This window comes from Virgifigura deserti (genome assembly GCA_003576685.1).
GTDB lineage: Bacteria > Pseudomonadota > Alphaproteobacteria > Dongiales > Dongiaceae > Virgifigura > Virgifigura deserti.
This window is the reverse complement of record QOZR01000005.1, coordinates 258,659-278,061: the sequence shown is the minus strand read 5'-3', so window position 1 is coordinate 278,061 and position 19,403 is coordinate 258,659. Positions and strand designations below refer to the sequence as shown.

16 protein-coding genes are annotated in these 19,403 nt (G+C 65.6%); 8 read left to right on the top strand and 8 right to left on the bottom strand.

What is annotated here, in order from left to right:
* The first annotated feature begins 197 nt into the window (after positions 1-197).
* Positions 198-1,679: a sensor histidine kinase gene (locus DT069_RS11175; RefSeq protein WP_119460384.1), complete on the top strand. Its 1,482-nt coding sequence runs from the start codon at positions 198-200 to the stop codon at positions 1,677-1,679.
* 197 nt (positions 1,680-1,876) lie between these two features.
* Positions 1,877-5,491 carry a PAS domain-containing hybrid sensor histidine kinase/response regulator gene (locus DT069_RS11170; RefSeq protein ID WP_425450159.1) on the top strand — a complete coding sequence of 1,205 codons (3,615 nt, stop codon included), beginning with the start codon at positions 1,877-1,879 and terminating at the stop codon, positions 5,489-5,491.
* Positions 5,492-5,510: 19 nt separating this feature from the next.
* On the opposite strand, the gene DT069_RS11165 is transcribed toward DT069_RS11170, so the two are convergent.
* Positions 5,511-6,206, bottom strand: a complete 696-nt coding sequence (locus DT069_RS11165; protein ID WP_119460383.1) for a response regulator — start codon at positions 6,204-6,206, stop codon at positions 5,511-5,513.
* A gap of 177 nt (positions 6,207-6,383) precedes the next feature.
* On the opposite strand from DT069_RS11165, the gene DT069_RS11160 reads away from it, so the two are divergent.
* The 5 genes from DT069_RS11160 to DT069_RS11140 all read left to right on the top strand — a co-directional run bounded on the left by DT069_RS11160 (position 6,384) and on the right by DT069_RS11140 (position 11,282).
* A complete protein-coding gene (locus DT069_RS11160; protein ID WP_425450158.1) occupies positions 6,384-7,781 on the top strand; it encodes a substrate-binding protein in 1,398 nt (465 codons plus the stop codon).
* Positions 7,782-7,863: 82 nt separating this feature from the next.
* Entirely contained in the window at positions 7,864-8,736 is an 873-nt protein-coding gene (locus tag DT069_RS11155) for a branched-chain amino acid ABC transporter permease (RefSeq protein WP_119460382.1), read from the top strand.
* Positions 8,733-9,794: a branched-chain amino acid ABC transporter permease gene (locus DT069_RS11150; RefSeq protein ID WP_162913130.1), complete on the top strand. Its 1,062-nt coding sequence runs from the start codon at positions 8,733-8,735 to the stop codon at positions 9,792-9,794. The genes DT069_RS11155 and DT069_RS11150 overlap by 4 nt, the downstream gene beginning before the upstream one ends.
* Before the next feature lie 13 nt (positions 9,795-9,807).
* A complete protein-coding gene (locus DT069_RS11145) occupies positions 9,808-10,563 on the top strand; it encodes an ABC transporter ATP-binding protein (RefSeq protein WP_119460380.1) in 756 nt (251 codons plus the stop codon).
* Complete coding sequence (locus tag DT069_RS11140) at positions 10,560-11,282, top strand: ABC transporter ATP-binding protein (RefSeq protein WP_119460379.1); 723 nt, start codon at positions 10,560-10,562, stop codon at positions 11,280-11,282. The genes DT069_RS11145 and DT069_RS11140 overlap by 4 nt, the downstream gene beginning before the upstream one ends.
* Before the next feature lie 14 nt (positions 11,283-11,296).
* Here DT069_RS11140 and DT069_RS11135 read toward each other — a convergent pair whose 3' ends face one another.
* From DT069_RS11135 to hutC, 6 genes are all read right to left on the bottom strand, one after another.
* Positions 11,297-12,019 carry an ABC transporter ATP-binding protein gene (locus DT069_RS11135; protein ID WP_119460378.1) on the bottom strand — a complete coding sequence of 241 codons (723 nt, stop codon included), beginning with the start codon at positions 12,017-12,019 and terminating at the stop codon, positions 11,297-11,299.
* Positions 12,006-12,770 carry an ABC transporter ATP-binding protein gene (locus DT069_RS11130; protein ID WP_119460377.1) on the bottom strand — a complete coding sequence of 255 codons (765 nt, stop codon included), beginning with the start codon at positions 12,768-12,770 and terminating at the stop codon, positions 12,006-12,008. The genes DT069_RS11135 and DT069_RS11130 overlap by 14 nt, the downstream gene beginning before the upstream one ends.
* Positions 12,745-13,638, bottom strand: a complete 894-nt coding sequence (locus DT069_RS11125) for a branched-chain amino acid ABC transporter permease (protein WP_119460376.1) — start codon at positions 13,636-13,638, stop codon at positions 12,745-12,747. The genes DT069_RS11130 and DT069_RS11125 overlap by 26 nt, the downstream gene beginning before the upstream one ends.
* 5 nt (positions 13,639-13,643) lie before the next feature.
* On the bottom strand, positions 13,644-14,504 hold the full coding sequence (locus DT069_RS11120) for a branched-chain amino acid ABC transporter permease (RefSeq protein WP_119460375.1): 861 nt from the start codon (positions 14,502-14,504) through the stop codon (positions 13,644-13,646).
* Positions 14,505-14,572: 68 nt separating this feature from the next.
* A complete protein-coding gene (locus DT069_RS11115; protein ID WP_119460374.1) occupies positions 14,573-15,721 on the bottom strand; it encodes an ABC transporter substrate-binding protein in 1,149 nt (382 codons plus the stop codon).
* 107 nt (positions 15,722-15,828) lie between these two features.
* Positions 15,829-16,545: a histidine utilization transcriptional repressor HutC gene (gene hutC, locus DT069_RS11110; RefSeq protein WP_119460373.1), complete on the bottom strand. Its 717-nt coding sequence runs from the start codon at positions 16,543-16,545 to the stop codon at positions 15,829-15,831.
* Positions 16,546-16,736: 191 nt separating this feature from the next.
* On the opposite strand from hutC, the gene DT069_RS11105 reads away from it, so the two are divergent.
* Entirely contained in the window at positions 16,737-17,573 is an 837-nt protein-coding gene (locus DT069_RS11105) for a phytanoyl-CoA dioxygenase family protein (RefSeq protein WP_119460372.1), read from the top strand.
* A 15-nt stretch (positions 17,574-17,588) separates the two neighbouring features.
* Here DT069_RS11105 and DT069_RS11100 read toward each other — a convergent pair whose 3' ends face one another.
* Complete coding sequence (locus DT069_RS11100; RefSeq protein ID WP_162913129.1) at positions 17,589-19,385, bottom strand: ATP-binding response regulator; 1,797 nt, start codon at positions 19,383-19,385, stop codon at positions 17,589-17,591.
* Between the last annotated feature and the right edge of the window lie 18 nt (positions 19,386-19,403).

Here is a 19,403-nt window from a genome sequence, read left to right as displayed (position 1 = left end):
GCAAGAACCGAAAGGCCGCCTCGAGACAGCGTTCCGGCGCATGCCTGCCGGCGGTCAGCCGCCGGCCCGTCTCCCGTTCCATCGTCGCACCGAGCGAGCGGCGCTGATAGACGGTCGCTCTCCTATCGTTCTCCCTGGAGCCCGGCGAAATATCGCAGGCGCGCGATGACGGGCAACAGCGCAACGCCGACCGGACAATGCCGACCGGCCCAGGCGTGGCGGAACTGTTCACCGACAGCGCTGGTTATCGTTGTATGTCTCCGCCGTCTGGCAGCGAGCGAGATAAGGTCGCCACGCGAAGCGGGGCGGGCGATCGCTTTGCGGCCATGGTCGAGCAGGCTCCGCTTGGCATCGCCCAGCTTGATTTCGATGGTCGCATTCTGTTCGCGAACCGCTCTTTCGCAGAACTCGCCGAGCGCTCGGCGGAGGAGCTCTGTCGCCTCAACATCGCGGACATCGCCGATCCGGAGGAGGAAGCGCTGAATCGCCAATTGCTGCAGACCGTGGCCGCGGGGCGGTCACCCTGCAGCGTTGATGCGCGCCTTCGGCTGCCCGACGGCATGCCGAAGTCGATCAGGGCGAGCCTGTCGGCCGTGAAAGAGGACGGGGTGCCCGGATACGCCGTCGCCGTCCTGCGCGAGATCACCGAACGCCGGCGGATCGAGAAGGTGCTCGAGGAGGGGCGGACGACTTTCCGTCAGCTCGCGGAGAACGTCCAGGACGTCCTCTGGGTCTTCGACCTGGTCGCCGAGAAGGTCCTGTATGTGAATGCTGCCTATGAGCGGATCTGGGGTCGTCCCTGCTCCGGGTTCTACGCAAACCCGCACGACTGGCGCGAGGCGATCCATCCCGATGATCGCGAGCGGGTGCAGGCAGCATATGCCGCCGGCGTGAGCGCGGGTGCTTTCGACGAACGCTACCGGATCTGCCGTCCGGACGGCGCCATGCGATGGGTGCTCGATCGCTGGTGGGTCGTGCCGTCCGAATCCGGTCCAGTCGGCCGGGTCGTCGGGATCGCCAGGGACGTCACCAAGGAGGCAGAAGCCGAGGAGCAGGAGCGGCGCATCCAGGCGGAACTCAGCCATCGGGTCCGCAACACGCTGGCCATGGTTCAGGCGATCGCCGGACAGACGGCGCGACGGGCGACCGGCATCGAAGAGTTCTCGGAGGCCTTTCTGGGGCGGATCCGGGCGCTCGGGGCGGCTCACAGCTCCTTGACCCGAAGCGATTGGCAGAAGGCGTCCTTGCGAACGCTCGTCCGGCAGGTTCTTCGGCCGTTCGCGGTGGAGGACCGCAACCTCAGCATTGAGGGGCCGGACCTCCTCCTCGCGCCGCGCGCGGCGCTTGGCCTCAGCCTGGTATTGCATGAGCTTGCGGCCAATGCGGCCAAGCATGGTGCGCTACGCGCGCCGGGCGGGCGAATCGTCTTGTCCTGGTCGGTCATGAAGGACGGGCCGGACCGGCAGCTGCGGATCGAATGGGTGGAAGCGGGTGGGCCGAAGGTCCGGCCACCGCGGCGCGCGGGATTCGGCACGCAGCTGATCACGCAAAGCGTCGCCTACGATCTCAAGGGCCGGACACAGTTGTCGTTCGATCCGGGCGGGTTCCGGTGCAGCCTGTCGATGCCGCTGGACCAGGAGGGGGGAGGCGGTTTTCCGGCTGTGGGCGGCGGATCGTAGAGCCTGATCCGATCACATCGTTTCGATGTGATCGGATCAGGCTCCAACTATTTGCATCAGAGGACGATTCACCGATCAGGTTGGGTCAACCTGATCGGATCGTACTCTAGCGGCCGGAGTCTTCATCGCCACCGTCCTCCCATTCAGCCCGGAGAGCTCATCCCGCACTGGCTGTCCTCGCGGCAGAAGCTTCTTGAATGGACAGAGGACGCGACCCGGTGTTCCAATATGCCGGGAACGGCCGCGCGGCGGAGGGAGGCTTCATGATCCAAGGCTGGGCGATCCTGGCCTTTTCGCTGGGCTATGTAGGCTTTCTGTTCGCCATCGCCCACTATGGCGACAAGGTCGCCCGCGCCCGCGGGCGGCCGACCGCCAAACCTGTCGTCTACGCGCTCTCGCTCGCGGTCTATTGCAGTTCCTGGACCTTTTACGGCAGCGTCGGCCTCGCCTCGACCACAGGCTATGACTTCCTGACGATCTATATCGGCCCGATCCTCATGTTCACCCTGGGCTGGCCGCTCCTCTTCAGGATCGTGCGCCTCGCCAAGAGCCAGAACATCACCTCGATCGCGGACTTCATCGCAGCCCGCTACGGCAAGAGCCAGATTCTGGCGGCGACCATCACGGTGATCGTGGTGATCGCCACGCTTCCCTACATCGCGCTGCAGCTCAAGGCGGTTTCGACGAGCTTCATGGTCCTCACGCACTACCCCGCGGTCGTGATGCCGTCGAGCACGGGCGACCTGCCGATCTGGGGCGATACGGCGCTGATCGCGTCGGTGATCCTCGCCCTATTCGCGATCCTGTTCGGCACCCGGCATATCGATGCCACCGAGCATCACGAGGGCATGATGCTCGCCATCGCGTCCGAGTCGGTGATGAAGCTCGTCGCCTTCCTCGCGGTTGGCGCCTTCGTGACCTGGGGCATGTTCGGAGGGTTCGGAGATCTCGCGGCGCGCGCCGCCGCCACGCCGGAGTTGCACCGGCTCTTCGCAACCGGCATCGACGGTACGACCTGGGTCACCATGACGGGTCTCGCATTCGTCGCGATCATCTGCCTGCCCCGCCAGTTCCACGTTATCGTGGTCGAGAACGCCGACGAGAACGACATCCGCAAGGCGACGTGGCTGTTTCCAGCCTATCTCGTCGCCATCAACATCTTCGTCGTGCCGATCGCCATCGCCGGCCTCATCACCTTCCCCGACGGCACGGCGGACGGCGACATGTTCGTGCTGGCCTTGCCGATCGCCGCTCGGCAGGAGGCGCTGACCCTGATCGCCTTCCTGGGCGGCCTTTCGGCGGCCACGGGCATGGTGATCGTCGCCTCGGTCGCGGTCAGCAACATGGTCAGCAACGATCTGATCATGCCCCTTCTCCTCCGCGGCCGGCGCCTGGGGCTGTCCGGGCTCGGCGATCTCAGCAGGCTGATCCTCTGGATCCGCCGGGCCGCGATCCTGGCGCTCCTGCTGCTCTCCTATCTCCACTACCGCATGATCGGCGACTCGGCCGCCCTCGCGGCCATCGGCTTGCTGAGCTTTGCGGCCGTGGCGCAATTCGCCCCCGCCTTTCTGGGCGGCCTCGTCTGGCGCGGTGCGACGCAGAAGGGCGCGCTCGCCGGAATTCTGCTCGGCTTCCTCATCTGGGCCTATACGCTGCTTCTGCCCGCTTTCGTCAGGTCGGGCTGGTTGCCGGTCGAGTTGCTGCAGTCCGGCCCCTTCGGTATCGGCTTCCTGCGGCCGGAGCAGCTCTTCGGCGTGCATTTCGACCCGCTGACCCATGGCCTCTTCTGGAGTCTGTTCGCCAACATCGTGGGCTATGTGGGCCTTTCGCTGTGGAGCACGCAGTCCTCGATCGAGCGGCTGCAGGCCAGCGCGTTCGCAGATGCCGAGCCGGGCGAGAGCCACGCCGGTTCCGGGCTGTGGCGCGGGTCCATCACGGTTGCGGAGCTCCAGACCGTGGCGGCCCGCTATCTCGGCGCGGAACGCGCCCTCCGCTCCTTCGAGGATTTCGCGGCGCAGCACGGCCACGGCCTCCTGCCGGGCGTCGACGCGGACCTGCATCTCGTACGCCATACCGAGCGCCTGCTCGCCAGTGCCATCGGCGCCGCTTCGGCGCGGCTGGTCATGGCCTTGGCGCTGGAACGGCGGAGCCTGAACATCGAAAGCGCGATGCGCCTGCTCGATGACGCGTCGGCGGCGATTCAGTACAATCGGGACCTCCTGCAGTCGACGCTCGAGAATGTGCGTCAGGGCATCAGCGTCTTCGACAAGAACCTGCGTCTCGTCAGCTGGAACCGGCGCTTTCGCGATCTGCTCGACCTGCCCGCCGATCTCGGCAGGGTCGGCGTGCCGCTGGAGGAGATCGTCCGTTTCAACGCGCAGCGTGGGGAGTACGGCCCCGGCAGGGTGGACGACCTGGTCGCGCAGCGGCTCGCGAGCTTCGTCGACAGCGTCGACACCATCTTCGAGCGCCGGCGGCCGAACGGCACGGTCCTTGAGATCCGCACCAATCCCATGCCCGGCGGCGGCTACGTCACGACGTATTCGGACATCACCGAGCGCGTGCGTGCGGCGGCCGAACTCGCCGCCGCCAACGAGAATCTCGAGCAGCGGGTGCACGAGCGCACGGCGGAACTCACCGCACTGAATGCCGAACTCAGCGACGCCAACGCGGCCGCCGAGGAGGCCAATCTCGACAAGACACGCTTTCTCGCCGCGGCGAGCCACGATCTCTTGCAGCCGCTGAATGCCGCCCGGCTATACGTCTCGAGCCTCATCGAGCGATTCGCGCGCAATGCGGGTCACGCCGACGGCCCGGAGCGCGCGCTCGTGCGCAATGTCGACGCCTCGCTCGGATCGGTCGAGGAATTGCTTGGCGCTCTGCTGGACATCTCGAAGCTGGACGCCGGCGCGCTGACGCCGGAGGTGGGGAGCTTTGCGCTCGACGACCTGTTCACGGTGCTCAAGGTCGAGTTCATGCCGCTTGCCGAGAAGCGGGGGCTCGAGCTGCGCATCGTGCGCTGCGGCCTCACTGTCGAAAGCGACCGACGGCTTCTGCACCGCGTACTGCAGAACCTGCTCTCGAACGCTCTTCGCTACACGGCGCGCGGCAAGGTGCTGATGGGCGCGCGGCGCGCCGGTCGTTTCCTCCTGATCCAGGTGTGGGACACGGGAAGCGGCATTCCGCAGGACAAGCAACTGCTCGTTTTCAAGGAGTTCCAGCGCTTCGCGATCGGCTCCGGCACCGAGCAGGGCCTCGGGCTCGGGCTGTCGATCGTGGAGCGGATCAGCCGCATCCTCGACCATCCGGTAAGCCTCCGGTCGGAGCTTGGCCGAGGAACGATGTTCACGCTCCGCGTTCCAAGGGGCGAGATGACGATCGCTCCGCCGCTTGTCGCGCCGGAGCCCGCGCGGTTCAGCTCCGCGCTCGATCGAGCGGTCGTTCTCTGTATCGACAACCAGGCCAGCGTTCTCGACGGCATGCGGACGCTGCTCGCGGCGTGGTCTCGCAGCGTGCGCGTGGCGAGCGGCCTCTCCGAGGCTCTCGAGGTGGTTGGCGACGGGACGGAGCGGCCCGATCTCGTGATCGTCGACTACCATCTCGACGAGGGGGACGGCATCGCCTGCGTCGAGGCGCTGCGCCGGCGGCTCGGCATCGACCTCCCTGCCATCCTGATTACGGCCGACCGTTCAGACGCGCTGAAGATGCGCGCCGATGCCCTGGGCCTGCCGCTGCTCAACAAGCCGATCAAGCCGGCCGCGCTGCGCGCGCTGATCACGCAGACTCTCGCCGACCGCCAAGCCGCCGAATAGCGGCGGCGGACCGGAATGGTCAGGGCACTCGTTGCGCTGTCGCGGCCGATCGCAGGATCGCCTTTTGCGGAGCGTCCGCGTCCGCGGCGAGGTGCCCGGCCAGGATGACGGCCTGGGTGCGGTTCTCGACCCGGAGCTTTTGCAGAATGGCGGAGACGTGGGCTTTCACCGTGGCCTCGCTGACGCTCAGTTCGTAGGCGATCTGCTTGTTGAGCCGGCCCTGGCTCAGCATCATCAGGACGCGGATCTGCTGCGGCGTCAGGCTGGCGAGCCTCGTCGCCAAGCCCGCCTCCTTGTCCGTCTCGCACATTTCCGGGCCGACGCCGGGCGGCAGCCATGTCTCGCCGGCCAGGACGGCGGCGAGCGCGGCGCGGATCTTGTCCGGCCCGGCTGACTTCGGGACATAGCCAGCCGCGCCGAAGGCGAAGGCGCGGCGCATCACCTGCGGCTCCTCGTTTGCGGAGATGATCGCGATCGGCACGGCCGGAAACTGTGTGCGCAGGAAGAGAAGGCCCGAGAACCCCTGCATTCCGGGCATGTTGAGGTCGAGCAGAAGCAGGTCCGTTTCCGGCGTCGCCTCGAGCGTCATCTGCACGTCGTCGAGCGAGCCGGCCTCGGCGATCTCGGCTCCGGGAAGCATTTCCGCGATCGCTTGGCGGAGGGCGTCGCGAAACAGCGGATGGTCGTCCGCGATCACGATGCGCCAAGCCGTCATCAAGCTCTCCTCCGCAAAAACGCTCGGCAGTCTTCCCTTACCCGCAACTATGCAGCGTGACGGTCTCCGCCGACAAGCCTCAGCTTAGACAAAAGTCGAATATCAGACGGCCGTGTGCAACGCTATCCTGGAAAATAAACATCCGGAAAATCGACAATCTTCTAGGGAGGATGATGCATGTCGGAAGATCATACCATCAAAGGCGGCAAGACCTCCGCGGTCAACCGGCGGCAATTCGTCAGGACCATGGCCGGCGTGACGGCCGGGGTCGGTGCGCTGAGCTTCAGCGGGTCCGCGCCCTTCCACTTCGTCCGCGGCGCCTATGCGCAGGACGCCATCGGCAATTTTCCCGTCAACGGCTCGACGGTGGTTTATGGCTTCAACGTGCCGCAGACCGGGTCCTATGCGGATGAAGGCGAGGACGAGCTTCGCGCCTATAAGCTGGCCGTGAGGCACCTCAACGAAGGCGGCGGAATGCTGGAGACCCTGCAGCCCAGCGCTCTGAAGGGCAACGGCGTGCTCGGCAAGAAGGTCGAGTTCGTCACCGGCGACACGCAAACCAATCCGGATGCCGCCCGAGCCAGCGCCCGCCGGATGATCGAGCGGGACGGGGTGATCATGTTCAGCGGCGGGTCGAGCAGCGCCGTCGCCATCGCCCAGCAGTACCTCGCCCAGGAGAAGGGCATTATCTTCATGGCTGGCCTGACCCACTCCAACGATACCACCGGCAAGGACCGCCGCCGCTACGGCTTCCGTCATTTCTTCAATGCCTATATGTCCGGCCAGGCGCTCGGACCCATCCTCGCCAAGGAATATGGCCAGGATCGCCGCGCCTATCATCTCACCGCCGACTACACTTGGGGTCACACCCAGTATGAGTCGATGAAGGATTCGACGGAGAAGCAGGGCTGGACAACCGTAAACAACATCATGACGCCGCTCGGCACCACCGATTACAGCCAGTTCCTCACGGCGGTGCTCAACAGCGACGCCGATGTCCTGGTTCTCAACCATTACGGCCAGGACATGGTGAATTCCCTCACCCAGGCCGTGCGCTTCGGAATGCGCGACCGGCAGGTCAACGGCAAGCAGATGGAGGTCGTGGTGCCGCTCTACAGCCGCCTCATGGCCCAGGGCGCGGGATCCGAGAACATTCAAGGGATCTTCGGCACGACAAACTGGGGGCCGAGCCTCGACGACGCGGGCTCACAGGCCTTCGTCAAGACGTTCGAGGCTGAATATGGCCAACCGCCGTCGCAGGCGGCCCACACGGCCTATGTCCAGACCATCCTTTATTCCAATGCCGCCGAAACCGCCGGAACCTTCTATCCGCCGGAAGTCATCAAGGCCCTGGAGGACTTCGAATGCACCGGAGTCGGGCCGGGCAAAACGCTGTATCGCGGCTGCGACCACCAGGCGTTCCACGACATCCTCGTCGTGCGCGGCAAGGCGCCGGACCAGAAGAAGAACGAATTCGACCTTCTGGAAACCGTCGAGCAGATTCCGGGCGAGAGCGTCAAGTATGACTGCGACATGATGCCCGGCGAGCTTGGTCCCTACGAGCCGACGGCATAGAACGGTCGGCGCGAAGTAAGGGAGCGGCACGGCGCCCGCCACGGTCCCGGACCGGTGGCGGGCGCCTTCGGCGAGGAATGACATGGATATCGGAAGCTTGGCGCTGCAGCTGCTGACGGGGCTGCAGATCGGTGCCATCTATGTTCTGATTGCTCTTGGATTGACGCTGATCTTCGGGACGCTCGGCGTCGCGAACTTCGCGCATGGCGCGCTGTTCGTGATCGGCGGCTATCTGGGATGGCTCATCTCCAGCACGACCGGATACTGGGCGGCCTTCATCCTGGTGCCGCTGATCCTGTTTGGGATCGGCGTCATCCTGGAGCGGGGGCTGATTCAGTTCTTCTACCGGCGGCCGGTGACCGATCAGATTCTCGTCACCTTCGGATTGGCGCTGGTCATACAGGAGATTCTCCGCTGGATCTTCGGCGGCAGCACCAAGCCCTTTCCGCCGCCGACCTGGGCGCTCATACCCGTGGACATCGGCATCGGCTATTACCCGCCCTGGCGGCTGATCATCGTTGCGGTCACGATCGCGATCGTCGTGCTGCTGTTCCTGCTCCTGCGCTACACCCGCTTCGGCCTCGTCGTCCGCGCCGGGATGCACGATCCCGAGATGCTGCGCTTTCTCGGCATCAATGTGACGGCCCGCTTCACCCTGGTGTTCGGATTCGGCGCGCTGCTGGCCGGAATAGCCGGCGTCATCGGAGGACCGACGACCGCGATTTATCCGGAGGTCGGCATGGCTATGCTGGTGCCGTCCTTCCTGGTCGTGGTGATCGGGGGGATGGGCAGCCTGCCCGGCGCGATCATCGCCGGCATTCTCATGGGCGAGGCGGTCAGTCTCGCCGTTCTCCTTTATCCGCCGATTTCGCAGGTCATCGTCTATATCGTCGCGGCGGTGATCCTGCTATGGCGTCCGCGCGGCCTGTTCGGGCACAAGGGAGTAATGGGATGATCGCGCAGCTCCGCAACGCCTCGCCGCGGCGGGAGGCGGTGTTCATGGCCGTCGCCGCGGTCATTCTTATCGCTCTGCCCTGGATCATGCCCTATATCGGGGGCTATCGGGAGCTGGCGACCCGCATCCTCATCTGGGGGATCTTCGCCCTCGGCTTCGACATTCTTGTCGGCTTCACGGGCTACTTGTCCTTCGGCCATGCCGCCTTCTGGGGGATCGGCGCCTATTGCTCCGGATACTACCTCCTGCACGCAAACGCCAACGCACTCGTCGCCATTCTGATCGGCGTGGCCGTGGCGACGGCGGTCGCCATTCTGCTGGGTTATCTCACCCTGCGCCGCCATGGCATCTATTTCGCGATTCTGACGCTTGCCTTCGCCGAGATGTTCTATTACGCGGCCCTCGCGCCGCTGCAGGACTGGACGGGCGGCGACAATGGGCTGACCGGGATTCGAACACCGGAGCTCTTCGGCGTTAAGCTGGACGGCGACGAGATGCACTACTTCGTCGCGGCCTGGACCTTGCTGGCGATCTATTTCGCTCGGCGTATCGCGCGCTCGCCCTTCGGTCTGATGCTGCGCGCCATCAAGTCAAACGAGACGCGGCTTCAGTCCACTGGCGTCAACGTCTACCGCTACAAGGTTACGGCCTTCGCCATCAGCGGGCTGTATGCGGGCCTGGCCGGCACCCTCTATGCGCTTTACGAGACCTATGTGCCGACCGAGAGCCTGCACTGGACGACTTCGGGCGAGGTGGTGATCATGTCCGTGATTGGTGGGTTTGGCACGCTCATCGGCCCGATGATCGGGGCCGGCATCGTTCTCTATCTCGAGAACGTCCTCTCCGCATCGACGGAGCAATGGCTGCTCATCCAGGGCCTGATCTTCATGTTCTTCGTGATCTTTCTCCCGGGCGGCGTCATGGAGGGCCTGCAACGGCTCGCCGATTGGGGAAGGAAGCGGCACGAGAGCGCGACGGAAGCCGAAGCGCGCGGGGCGGCGCCGAAAGGTGCGTCCGCACCCACCGCGCCGCTGCGGCAGCGTTCGCAGAAAGGTTGAGGGGAGCCGGGCCATGGCATTGCTCGATGTCGGAGGCGTGACCAAGCGCTTCGCAGGGCTGACCGCGCTCGACAATGTCGACCTCAAGGTCGAGGCGGGAAGCGTTCACAGCATCATCGGACCGAACGGGGCGGGCAAGAGCACCCTCCTCAATGTTCTGACGGGCAGCATCAAGCCCGACCGGGGCTCCGTCGTCTTCGACGGGCACGGCTTGGTCCCGCTGCAGCCCTATGAGATCAATCAGCTCGGCGTGGCCCGGGTCTTCCAGAGCCCGGAGATCTTTCCCGAGCTCAGCCTTCTCGACAATGTGATGGTGGCCACATTCGCCGCCCGCGACGGCAGCTACAAGCTCAATCTGTTCGAGCATCCGAGCCGTGCCGGCGAGCTGCGCCAGTTCGCCGAGGAGGTTCTCGTCGATGTCGGCCTGGAGGAGCATCTCACCATGCCGGCAAAGCATCTCTCGCGCGGCGACAAGCGGCGCCTCGAGCTCGCGGTCTGCCTCGCGCACCGCCCGCGGCTCCTGCTCCTGGACGAGCCTACTGCCGGCATGTCCCAGACGGAAACGCACAGTACGGTGGAGCTTCTGCGTAAGATCTCCGCGACGGGCATGACCAAGATCATCATCGAGCACGACATGGAAGTGGTGTTCTCGCTCTCGTCGCGGATCACGGTCCTGCATCAGGGGCGCGTCATCGCGGACGGTCCGCCCGCGCAGATTCGCGAGGATGAGGCCGTCCAGGAAGCCTATCTCGGAGGCGTGCACCTATGAACGCAGCGCCGAACGGCCATCTGCTCGATTGCCGCAATCTTCACGCCTATTACGGCGAAAGCTACATCCTGCACGGTGTCTCCCTGACGGTGGGGGACAACGAGATTCTCGCGCTTCTGGGGCGCAATGGCGCGGGCAAGACGACGACCCTGCGCACCATCGCGCGCGCCGAACAGCCGCAGCTCCGCAAGGGGGAGATATATCTGCGCGGGCAGCCTCTTCACGGTCTGCCGGCATTCAAGGCGGCCCGAATGGGCGTGTCGCTCGTGCCCGAGGACCGTCGCATCATCCCGGGCCTGACCGTTGAGGAGAACCTTATTCTGGCCCAGATCGCCAAGGATCCGGGTTGGCCTTTGGAACGGATCTACGAGCACTTCCCGCGCTTGGCGGAGCGCCGCCAGCAGGAGGGGATCACGCTCTCCGGCGGTGAGCAGCAAATGCTGGCGATCGCCAGGGCGCTGGCGCGCGACGTTTCGCTGCTGCTCCTCGACGAGCCCTATGAAGGCTTGGCGCCGCAGATCGTCAGCGAGATCGAGCAGATCCTGCTCGAGGTCAAGAAGGCGGGCATGACCGTCATAGTGGTCGAGCAGAACGCAGTCGCCGCGCTCCGGATCGCGGATCGCTGCGCTATTCTCGACGACGGATCGGTCGTGTTCACCGGCGACCCGGGCGAGGTCCTGGCGAACGAGGAGATCCGTCGGGAATATCTGGCGCTGTAGGAACGCCGGCCCGATCAGGGCAGCGCCGGTGCCTCGCGCTCGCCTAGATAGGACTCGATCAGCCGCGGGTCGGCGCGTGCCTCCGCGGCGGTGCCGCGCCAGACGGCCCGGCCCGATTCGAGGACGCAGATCCGGTCGGCGACCGCCAGCACGCGCGCCGTGTTCTGCTCGACCAGCAGCACCGTGAGCCCTGTTGTCTTCAAGCTCGCCAGCGCCTCATAGCAGAGATCGACCATCTTCGGCATCAGCCCGAGCGACAGCTCGTCGATCATCAGGAACCGCGGCTCCGTCATAAGGGCTCGGCCGATAGCGAGCATCTGCTGCTCCCCGCCAGACAGCGATCCGGCGCGCTGACGGCGGCGCTCGGCCAGCCGAGGGAAGAGCGCGAAGGCCCGCTCGCGGTTGGGCGGCGTGCGCGCGGCGGGCAGCGCATAACCTCCGACGATCAGATTCTCCTCGACGGTGAGGTCGGGGAACAGCCGCCGGCCCTCTGGCACGATCGCGACACCGGCGCCGACCCGCGCCGTGGCCGGCCGTCGGGTGAGATCCTGCCCGTCGACCAGCACGCGGCCGGAGCGGATCGCGACGTGACCCGCCACCGCCATGATCGTCGAGGTCTTGCCGGCCCCGTTCGCGCCGACGAGCGCGGTCACACCGCCCGCCGGCACCTCCAGATCGAGCCCGTGCACCGCCCGCATCTGGCCATAGCCGCAGGTGAGGTTCTCAAGCCGCAGCATGTGGTGCCTCTCCGAGATAGGCGGCGCGGACCTTCGGATCGGCCATCACCGCGCGCGGCTCCCCTTCGGCGATGACGCGACCCTGGTCGAGCACCACCAGTCGGCGGCATACGCGCATGACCTCGGCCAGATTGTGTTCGATGAGCAGTACCGTGGTTCCGGTCTGATGGATACCGGCAATGGTGTCGGCGAGTCGGTGCGCCTCGCTGTGATTGAGTCCGGCCAGCGGTTCGTCGAGAAGCAGCAGGCGCGGCTCGAGCGCGAGCGCACGCGCCATCTCGAGCCGCTTGAGATAGCCGAGCGGCAGCTTGGCGGGCTCGGCGTCGGCCGCGTCGCCGATGCCGACGAGATCGAGGAGCTCGCGGGCCCGCGCCCGTTCGGTCGAGCGCTTGACATGGAGCAGGGACAGGAGCGGATCGCGGGTGCGCCGCCGGCCTGCCGCGAGCGCGACATTGTCGAGGACGCTCAACGAGCGAAACGGCCGCACGATTTGGTGCGACATGGCGAGACCGAGTCGGGCGCGGCGCGACACGGCCAGCTTCGTGATGTCCCGTCCGTCGAGCCGGATTCGTCCGTTGTCCGCACGAACGATGCCGATGATGAGCCGGAGGAGCGTCGTCTTGCCGGCGCCGTTGGGGCCGATGAGCCCGGTGAAGGTACCATGCTCCAGCGTCAAGGACGCGCCGTCCACGGCGGCGACACCGCCGAAGCGCACGCGCAGATCCTCAAGAGCGAGCAGCGGTGCCGTCATCGACTTGTTCCCGGTTTCGGCCCTGGTTTCGGCGCAACCGGTGCCAGGTCTCCCGCGTCAACCCGGCCAGCCCCCCGGGGCTGAACCGCATGGTCAGCAGCAGGAGTCCGCCGAACAGAAGCAGCTTGTAATCGTTCACGAAGCGAAACAGCTCCGGCATCAGGCTCAAGAGGACGGTCGCGACGATGACGCCCCAGGTCGAGCCGATGCCGCCGACCACGACCATCGCAAGAATAGTGACCGACAGCGTGAAGCCAAAGGTGTCGGGCACGATGATCCGCGCATAATGCGCATAGAGACCGCCGGCGATTCCGGCCAGGGCGGTGCCGAGGGCGAAGGCCGTCAGCTTGTAGCCGGCGACGCCAATGCCGATCACGCGGGCGGTGTCCTCGTCGTCGGCAACGGCGTCGAAGGCGAAGCCCATCCATGACCGCCGGACATAGAGGCTGAACAGCGCCACCGCCGCGGCGATCCCAATCGCCAGCACCATATAGCCGAGGTCGCTGAGTCCCGGGGCGGGGATGCCGGAGACGCCGAGCTCGCCCCCGAGCCAGGACTGCTTGCGCACGAAGCCGAGAAACAGGAAGCCGACGCCCATCGTGGTGATCGCGAGGAAGTCTTCGCGGACCCGCAGGCTGGTCAGCCCGACGATGAGCCCGAGCAGGCCGGCCACCACCCCGCCGGCAAGCAGGGCCGGCGGAAAGGGCAGGCCGGCCTTCGTCAGAATCGCCGCGCAATAGGCGCCGGTGCCGTAGAAGGCGGCGTGACCGAGGCTGATCTGGCCGCAGAAGCCGGTGATCAGGTTCAGGCTGAGCGCCAGGATCAGATTGATGCCGATGATCGTGAGCAGGGTGATCTCGTAAGCCATGGCGGTCACCGGGCTCCGAACAGGCCGTGCGGCCGCAGCATCAGCACGAGGATGAGGAACGCGAAGGCGATGGCGTCGCGGTCGAGCAGGTTGCCGAGATAAATCGTCCCGAATGCCTCGATGACGCCCAAGGCGAGGGCGGCCACCAGGGTTCCCTTCACGCTGCCGAGGCCGCCGAGAACGATGATCGCCAGCGCCTTGTAGCTCGGCACGCTGCCCATGGTCGGTTCGACCAGATTGTTGATCAGCGAGATCATGACTCCGGCGACAGCGGCGAGCGCCGATCCGATGAAGAAGCTCAGATAGCGGACGCGGACGATATCGATGCCGAAGGACTGGGCCATCGGCGGGTCGGTCACGGTCGCCCGCCACGCCACCCCGGTTCGCGTCCGCTCGGTCAGCAGGCCGAGCCCGCCGAGGAGCAGCGCGGCCACCACCATCAGAAGGATCTGCGCGCGGCTGAGGAACAGGCCTCCGAAGGTGATCGTTTCCATGTTCGGCGGCACGGCATAGGACAGACCGTAGGGCCCGAAGGCCAGCCTGAACGCCTCCTCCATGGCGATGAACAGGCCGATCGAAGCGATCAGGGCGACGAAAGGCGGCCGATCCAGGATCGGCTCATAGAGCAGGCGGTAGATCGCCATGCCGGCCAGCCCAGTGATCGCCACCGCCGCAAGCACGGCAAGTGGGAAGCTGCCGGTCGCGTTGGTCACCGTCACGCTGATATAGGCGCCGAGCGCGAACAGCCCGGCATGGGCGACATGCAGGATGCGCAGCAGCCCATAGACCAAGGTCAGCCCGACCGCGATCAGGGCGTAGATGCTGCCCTGCGCGAGACCCTGGAGGAAGAGGTTCAGATAGAGCATGGCGATGACGGCGCCGCGCCACTCCGCGGCGCCGAAGACATCATGACTGGGATCTCACGCCGCTTGAATCACGATTCCGGCGGCGCCAGCAGCTTCTGGTTGCTGATCACCGCGTAATGGTGCCAAGCGCCGTCCTTGACGATCTGCACCTGGACGTCCTTCCGGACCTCGCCGAGGTCGTTGAAGGAGATGGTGCCCGTCGAGGCGGTCAGGTTCGTCGCGGCGATGGCATCGCGGATTGCCGCCGGATCGTCGGTGCCGGCCCGTCGCACGGCGTCGACGACGACCTTGACGGCGGTGTGGCTCGAGGCCGCGACCATGTCGGCCGGATAGCCGGCCTTGGCCTCGAACTCCTCAAGAAACGCCTGGACCTCCGGACTTTCGGAATCCCGGTCGAGCGACGTGGTGATGATCACGCCTTCGGCGGCTTTCCCGGCGATGTCGATGAAGCTCTGCCCGTCATAGCCCTCCTGGCCGATGATCGGTGCGTCGACGCCCGCGGCCCGGAGCTGACTGACCAGCGGGCCAGCCGTGAAGTAGTAACCGGAGGCGTAGATCGCCTCGGGATCGTTGGCCCTGACCTGGGCGACGATTGCGCCGAACTGCCGGTCCTTGAGCCCATATTCGTACTCGTTGACGATCTCGATTCCGAACTGGTCGGCGGCCTCCTTGAAGCCGGCGGCGAGCGACTGCCCGAAATCGTTGTTCATGGTGATCATGACGACGCGCTTCTTGCCGAGCAGGTCGCCGATCAGCTTGGCCCCAGCGCGGCCCTGCACCTCGCCGACAAAAGTTGTGCGGAAGGTATGGTCGCCAGCGCGGGTGATGTCCGGGTGGATGGCATAAGCCGAGACGTAAGGGATCTCGGCGTCCTGGAAGACTTGCGCCGCCGCCCGCGTCGAGGCGGAGTAGCTGCCGGAGACGCCGACCTTGACGCCGTCCTGCTCGATCATCTTGGTCGCCACCGCGACTGCTTCGGTCGGCGAGGCCTGATCGTCATAGACCACCAGCTCGACCATCTGGCCGTCGATGCCCCCACTGGCGTTCGCCTGCTCCACCGCCAGCTCGGCACCGTTCAGGGCCGACTTGCCGTCGGCCGCGGCGAATCCGGTCAACGGCACGTTGAATCCGATCTTGACGTTGTCCGCCGCCGTGGCCGGCCCGGCCGCAACCGCCAAGGCGGCGGCCAGCAACCACGCCGGATTGGAGATTTTCATGCTGCTCCTCCCTGAATAAAGATGAATTCTTCTTCGTGACCGGCTGGTTCAGCGGAATCGCCGGTTCGACGATCTGGGCCGATATTGCGAGGCGGAATCGGGCTCTGTCAATGTCGCCCCGAAAACTGCGCGCCGAGCCGGTATCGACTGCCGGGATGCGTAAGCCAGGCGCGCGTCACGATATGGCGCCCCGACCATGTGCGCCGATGCAACAGTAGGCACGGCTCGTCGGCCGAAATCCGAAGCTGTCGCTGCACTGCGGCGGTCGGCCGGATCGCTTCCACCCTGTGCTCGGCCCGATCGAGCGGCCCGAGCGACATGAGATAGGCGTTCGGCGTAGTCGACGTGAAATCCTGGGCGAGATAGTCCGGGGCAAAATCGGGGTTCACGTAACGGTCCTCGAGCTGTATCGGCCATCCCTCCTCGAAGTGGAGAATCATCGAGCGGAACACCACCGCATCCTGGTCGAGTCCGAGCGCGTCGGTGATCGCCCGATTTGCCGTTTCGGCCTTCAAGAGACGGACTTCGCTGGAATGGACGTGGCCGCGATCCTTGATTTCATCAGCGATGTTCCGGATCTCCAGCAGGCCCGAGCTCGGTTTCGCATCGGTCACGAACGTGCCGGCACCGGGAACGCGCCGGAGGCGCCCGGCGGCCGTCAGCTCGCGGAGCGCGCGATTGACGGTCATCCGGCTGACCTTGAACATCGACACGAGCTCGTGCTCCGTCGGTATGTGATGGCCTTCCGGCCAAGCGCCCGAATCGATCTTTTCGCAGAGGAACTGCTTTACCTGCAGGTATAGCGGGAGCGTATCGCGTGGCATGCCTGTTCAGGGGCTCCGTTCTTGCGATGTCGTGGACGCGTCGATGAGGCCGGCGGGCGAGACATTCTCGATTATCGGCAGATATAACCTCCTTCGCCGGCTCCCGGAAGCGGGCACGAAAGGCAGGTCATTTGTATTTACAAAATAATATATTTGTCTATACAAATCGGGCGATTTTCCGGGAGAGTGTCATGAGTCAGACCGATTGGAAGCTGCGGAGCGGCCTCGTCGATGCGCCGGTCGTCGAAACCTACCTGAAGGACGGCGTCGTGCTGTTGCGAGGCCTGTTCAAGGCGTGGATCGAGCCTCTGCGGGCCGGGGTCGAGAAGAACATGGCCGCGCCGAGCGCCGAGAGTCGCCGCTACAAGGCCGCCGGAAGCGATGCGGAGTTCTTCTCGGACTACTGCAACTGGCAGCGCATTCCGGAGTACAAGCGGTTCGTCTTCGACTCGCCGGCGGCGGCGGTCGTCGCTGATCTCACGGGCTCACGCGAGGTGCGCCTGTTCCACGAGCATGTCCTGGTCAAGGAGCCCGGTGCGGCGACCTCGACGCCGTGGCATCACGACCAGCCTTACTATTGCGTCGACGGCAAGCAGACCTGCAGCCTTTGGCTCGCTCTCGATGCGGTGCCGCGGGAGACCTGCATCGAATATGTCGCGGGATCGCATCTCTGGGGCCGCTGGTTCAGGCCGGAGCGATTCAACAGGACGCCGCTGAACGAGGAAGACGGCTTGGAACCGGTCCCGGACATCGACGCGGGCCGAGCCGCGTACGAAATCCGCGGCTGGTCTGTCGAGCCGGGCGATGCCATCGCCTTCAATTTCCTGACGCTGCATGGGGCGCCCGGCAATTCATCGACGATGCGCCGCCGCGCATTCTCTACGCGGTGGGTCGGCGACGACGCGCGTTTTGCGCGACGCTGCGGGACTACATCGCCGCCATTTCCGGAGGTCCGGCTGAACCCCGGTGACCCGATGGATCACCCGTCCTTTCCGCTGGTCCATCGGGATCCCACGGCGACCGCATAGGGATCGGATCAGGCCCTAATCATCAGCGGCAGGGGGCGTGTCGGCCGGGGTCTTGGCACGGTCCAGGTTCGCCACGACCTTGCGGAGCGCGTCGGCGCCGATCGGCTTGATCAGATGGCCGATATTCCGGCTGTGGGTCTCGGCCCTGACCTCCTGGCCGATATCGCCCGTGACGATCCAGGCGGGAATCTCGGCACCCAGGACTCGGCGCAGATCATCGATTGCTTCGATACCGTTCCGTCCCGGCAACCGGTAGTCGGAGATGATTAGCCGGGGCCGCGACGCCATCGTCGGGACCAGATCCAAAGCCTGTTCCGCAGAGACGGCGGTGACGGAAGTCCAGCCGAGGTCCTCCATGGCCATCGATAACGACATCGCGATCAGGGCGTCGTTCTCGATGATCAGGACGCGGCTGTCGCTGGGATCGGCTGTCGGCGCGGCCCGCGCGACGTCCTGGGCGAGATCCTGGGCGGTAGAGGGGGCGGCTTCCGCCGCCGCTTCCGTTGACGACACAGATATCGCGCCATCGGTCGCGGCGGCGACCGGCAGCGTGATCGAGAAGCAGGATCCACGGCCGGGGACGGAACGAAGCTCGATCCTGTGGCCGAGCAGGCGTATCAAACGCCGCACGATCGCGAGGCCGAGGCCGTGCCCATCGCCCTGTGCCCGTTCCGGGTTCGCGATCTGGTGGAATTCCTCGAAGATCGCCGTGTGATGTTCGGGCGCGATGCCCGGCCCGGTGTCGATCACGTCGATCCGGATCTCGCCGTCGCGGCGGCGGCAGCCGATCAGCACGGCGCCACGCTCGGTGTAGCGAATGGCGTTGGACACCAGATTGGCGAGAATCCGCTCGAGCAGGAAAGCATCGCTGATCACGCAAGCACTGCTCTCGACCACGCGCAGGCGCAGCCCCTTTCGTGCCGCCTCATCCCGAAAGGTGTCGGCGACGCGTTCGAACAGGGCGCCCAGCGGGACCGGCGCGGGCTCGACGGCGATCCGGCCCGTGTCGAGCTTCGTTATATCGAGATAGCTATCGAGCTGCCGGGTGATATGAATCAGCGATTCTTGGCTCTTCTCGACGAGTTCGACCGAGGAGCGATCCGTCACCCGCGACTGCAGCAGGCCCAGCAGGAGGCTCAAGGCATTAAGCGGCTGCCGGAGATCGTGGCTCGCCGCGGCGAGAAAGCGCGACTTGCTGAAATTGGCCTCGGCGGCCTCCTGCTCGGATCGCCGGGACTGCGCCAGCAGTCGCGCGGATTGGCGGAGCTCGCGCAGCAGCATGATTAGGAGCAGGCTTCCGCAGATAATGACCAGCGAGAAGGCCGCGAAGATCTCCGCATAGCTTCGCACCAGCCGCTCTCTGTTCTGAACGGCTGTTTCATGCGTCATGACGCCCAGAACCAGGTCGTGCAACGTGCCGTGCATGTGCTCGAGATCGGCGCGCAAGGCGCGAAAGGCGGCCTCGTCGCCCGGGACGAGCGTCTTCAGCGATCGTTCGATTGCGAAAAGGTCGTCCGCGGTCCGCTCGATGACCGCGGTCGGCATCAACTGGCGCAGGATCTTGCCCTCTTCGCCTTCGAGCAACAGGGGGATCCGGCTCCAGAAGATCTCGAACTGGTGAAAGACCTTCTCCTTGTCCGGTCGCTCGCCATAGTAGTACGCGCTGACAGCGTTGATGAGTTGCAGCAACTCGATCTCGGCCTGCACAGCGATCCATGAGCCGGTGCGGAAGATTTCGAGATTGCGGTCACGCTCCTCCACCAAACGCCAGGCGCTGAGAAATCCCGCGGCGGCAAACAGCAGTGTGATCACTGCAATCGCCGCTCGCGT

Excerpts from the sequence above, each read along its gene's own strand:
- DT069_RS11175 (WP_119460384.1), top strand. The coding sequence starts at position 198 with ATGCCGACCGGCCCAGGCGTGGCGGAACTGTTCACCGACAGCGCTGGT.
- DT069_RS11170 (WP_425450159.1), top strand. The coding sequence starts at position 1,877 with ATGGACAGAGGACGCGACCCGGTGTTCCAATATGCCGGGAACGGCCGC.
- DT069_RS11165 (WP_119460383.1), bottom strand. The coding sequence starts at position 6,206 with ATGACGGCTTGGCGCATCGTGATCGCGGACGACCATCCGCTGTTTCGC.
- DT069_RS11160 (WP_425450158.1), top strand. The coding sequence starts at position 6,384 with ATGTCGGAAGATCATACCATCAAAGGCGGCAAGACCTCCGCGGTCAAC.
- DT069_RS11155 (WP_119460382.1), top strand. The coding sequence starts at position 7,864 with ATGGATATCGGAAGCTTGGCGCTGCAGCTGCTGACGGGGCTGCAGATC.
- DT069_RS11150 (WP_162913130.1), top strand. The coding sequence starts at position 8,733 with ATGATCGCGCAGCTCCGCAACGCCTCGCCGCGGCGGGAGGCGGTGTTC.
- DT069_RS11145 (WP_119460380.1), top strand. The coding sequence starts at position 9,808 with ATGGCATTGCTCGATGTCGGAGGCGTGACCAAGCGCTTCGCAGGGCTG.
- DT069_RS11140 (WP_119460379.1), top strand. The coding sequence starts at position 10,560 with ATGAACGCAGCGCCGAACGGCCATCTGCTCGATTGCCGCAATCTTCAC.
- DT069_RS11135 (WP_119460378.1), bottom strand. The coding sequence starts at position 12,019 with ATGCTGCGGCTTGAGAACCTCACCTGCGGCTATGGCCAGATGCGGGCG.
- DT069_RS11130 (WP_119460377.1), bottom strand. The coding sequence starts at position 12,770 with ATGACGGCACCGCTGCTCGCTCTTGAGGATCTGCGCGTGCGCTTCGGC.
- DT069_RS11125 (WP_119460376.1), bottom strand. The coding sequence starts at position 13,638 with ATGGCTTACGAGATCACCCTGCTCACGATCATCGGCATCAATCTGATC.
- DT069_RS11120 (WP_119460375.1), bottom strand. The coding sequence starts at position 14,504 with ATGCTCTATCTGAACCTCTTCCTCCAGGGTCTCGCGCAGGGCAGCATC.
- DT069_RS11115 (WP_119460374.1), bottom strand. The coding sequence starts at position 15,721 with ATGAAAATCTCCAATCCGGCGTGGTTGCTGGCCGCCGCCTTGGCGGTT.
- hutC (WP_119460373.1), bottom strand. The coding sequence starts at position 16,545 with ATGCCACGCGATACGCTCCCGCTATACCTGCAGGTAAAGCAGTTCCTC.
- DT069_RS11105 (WP_119460372.1), top strand. The coding sequence starts at position 16,737 with ATGAGTCAGACCGATTGGAAGCTGCGGAGCGGCCTCGTCGATGCGCCG.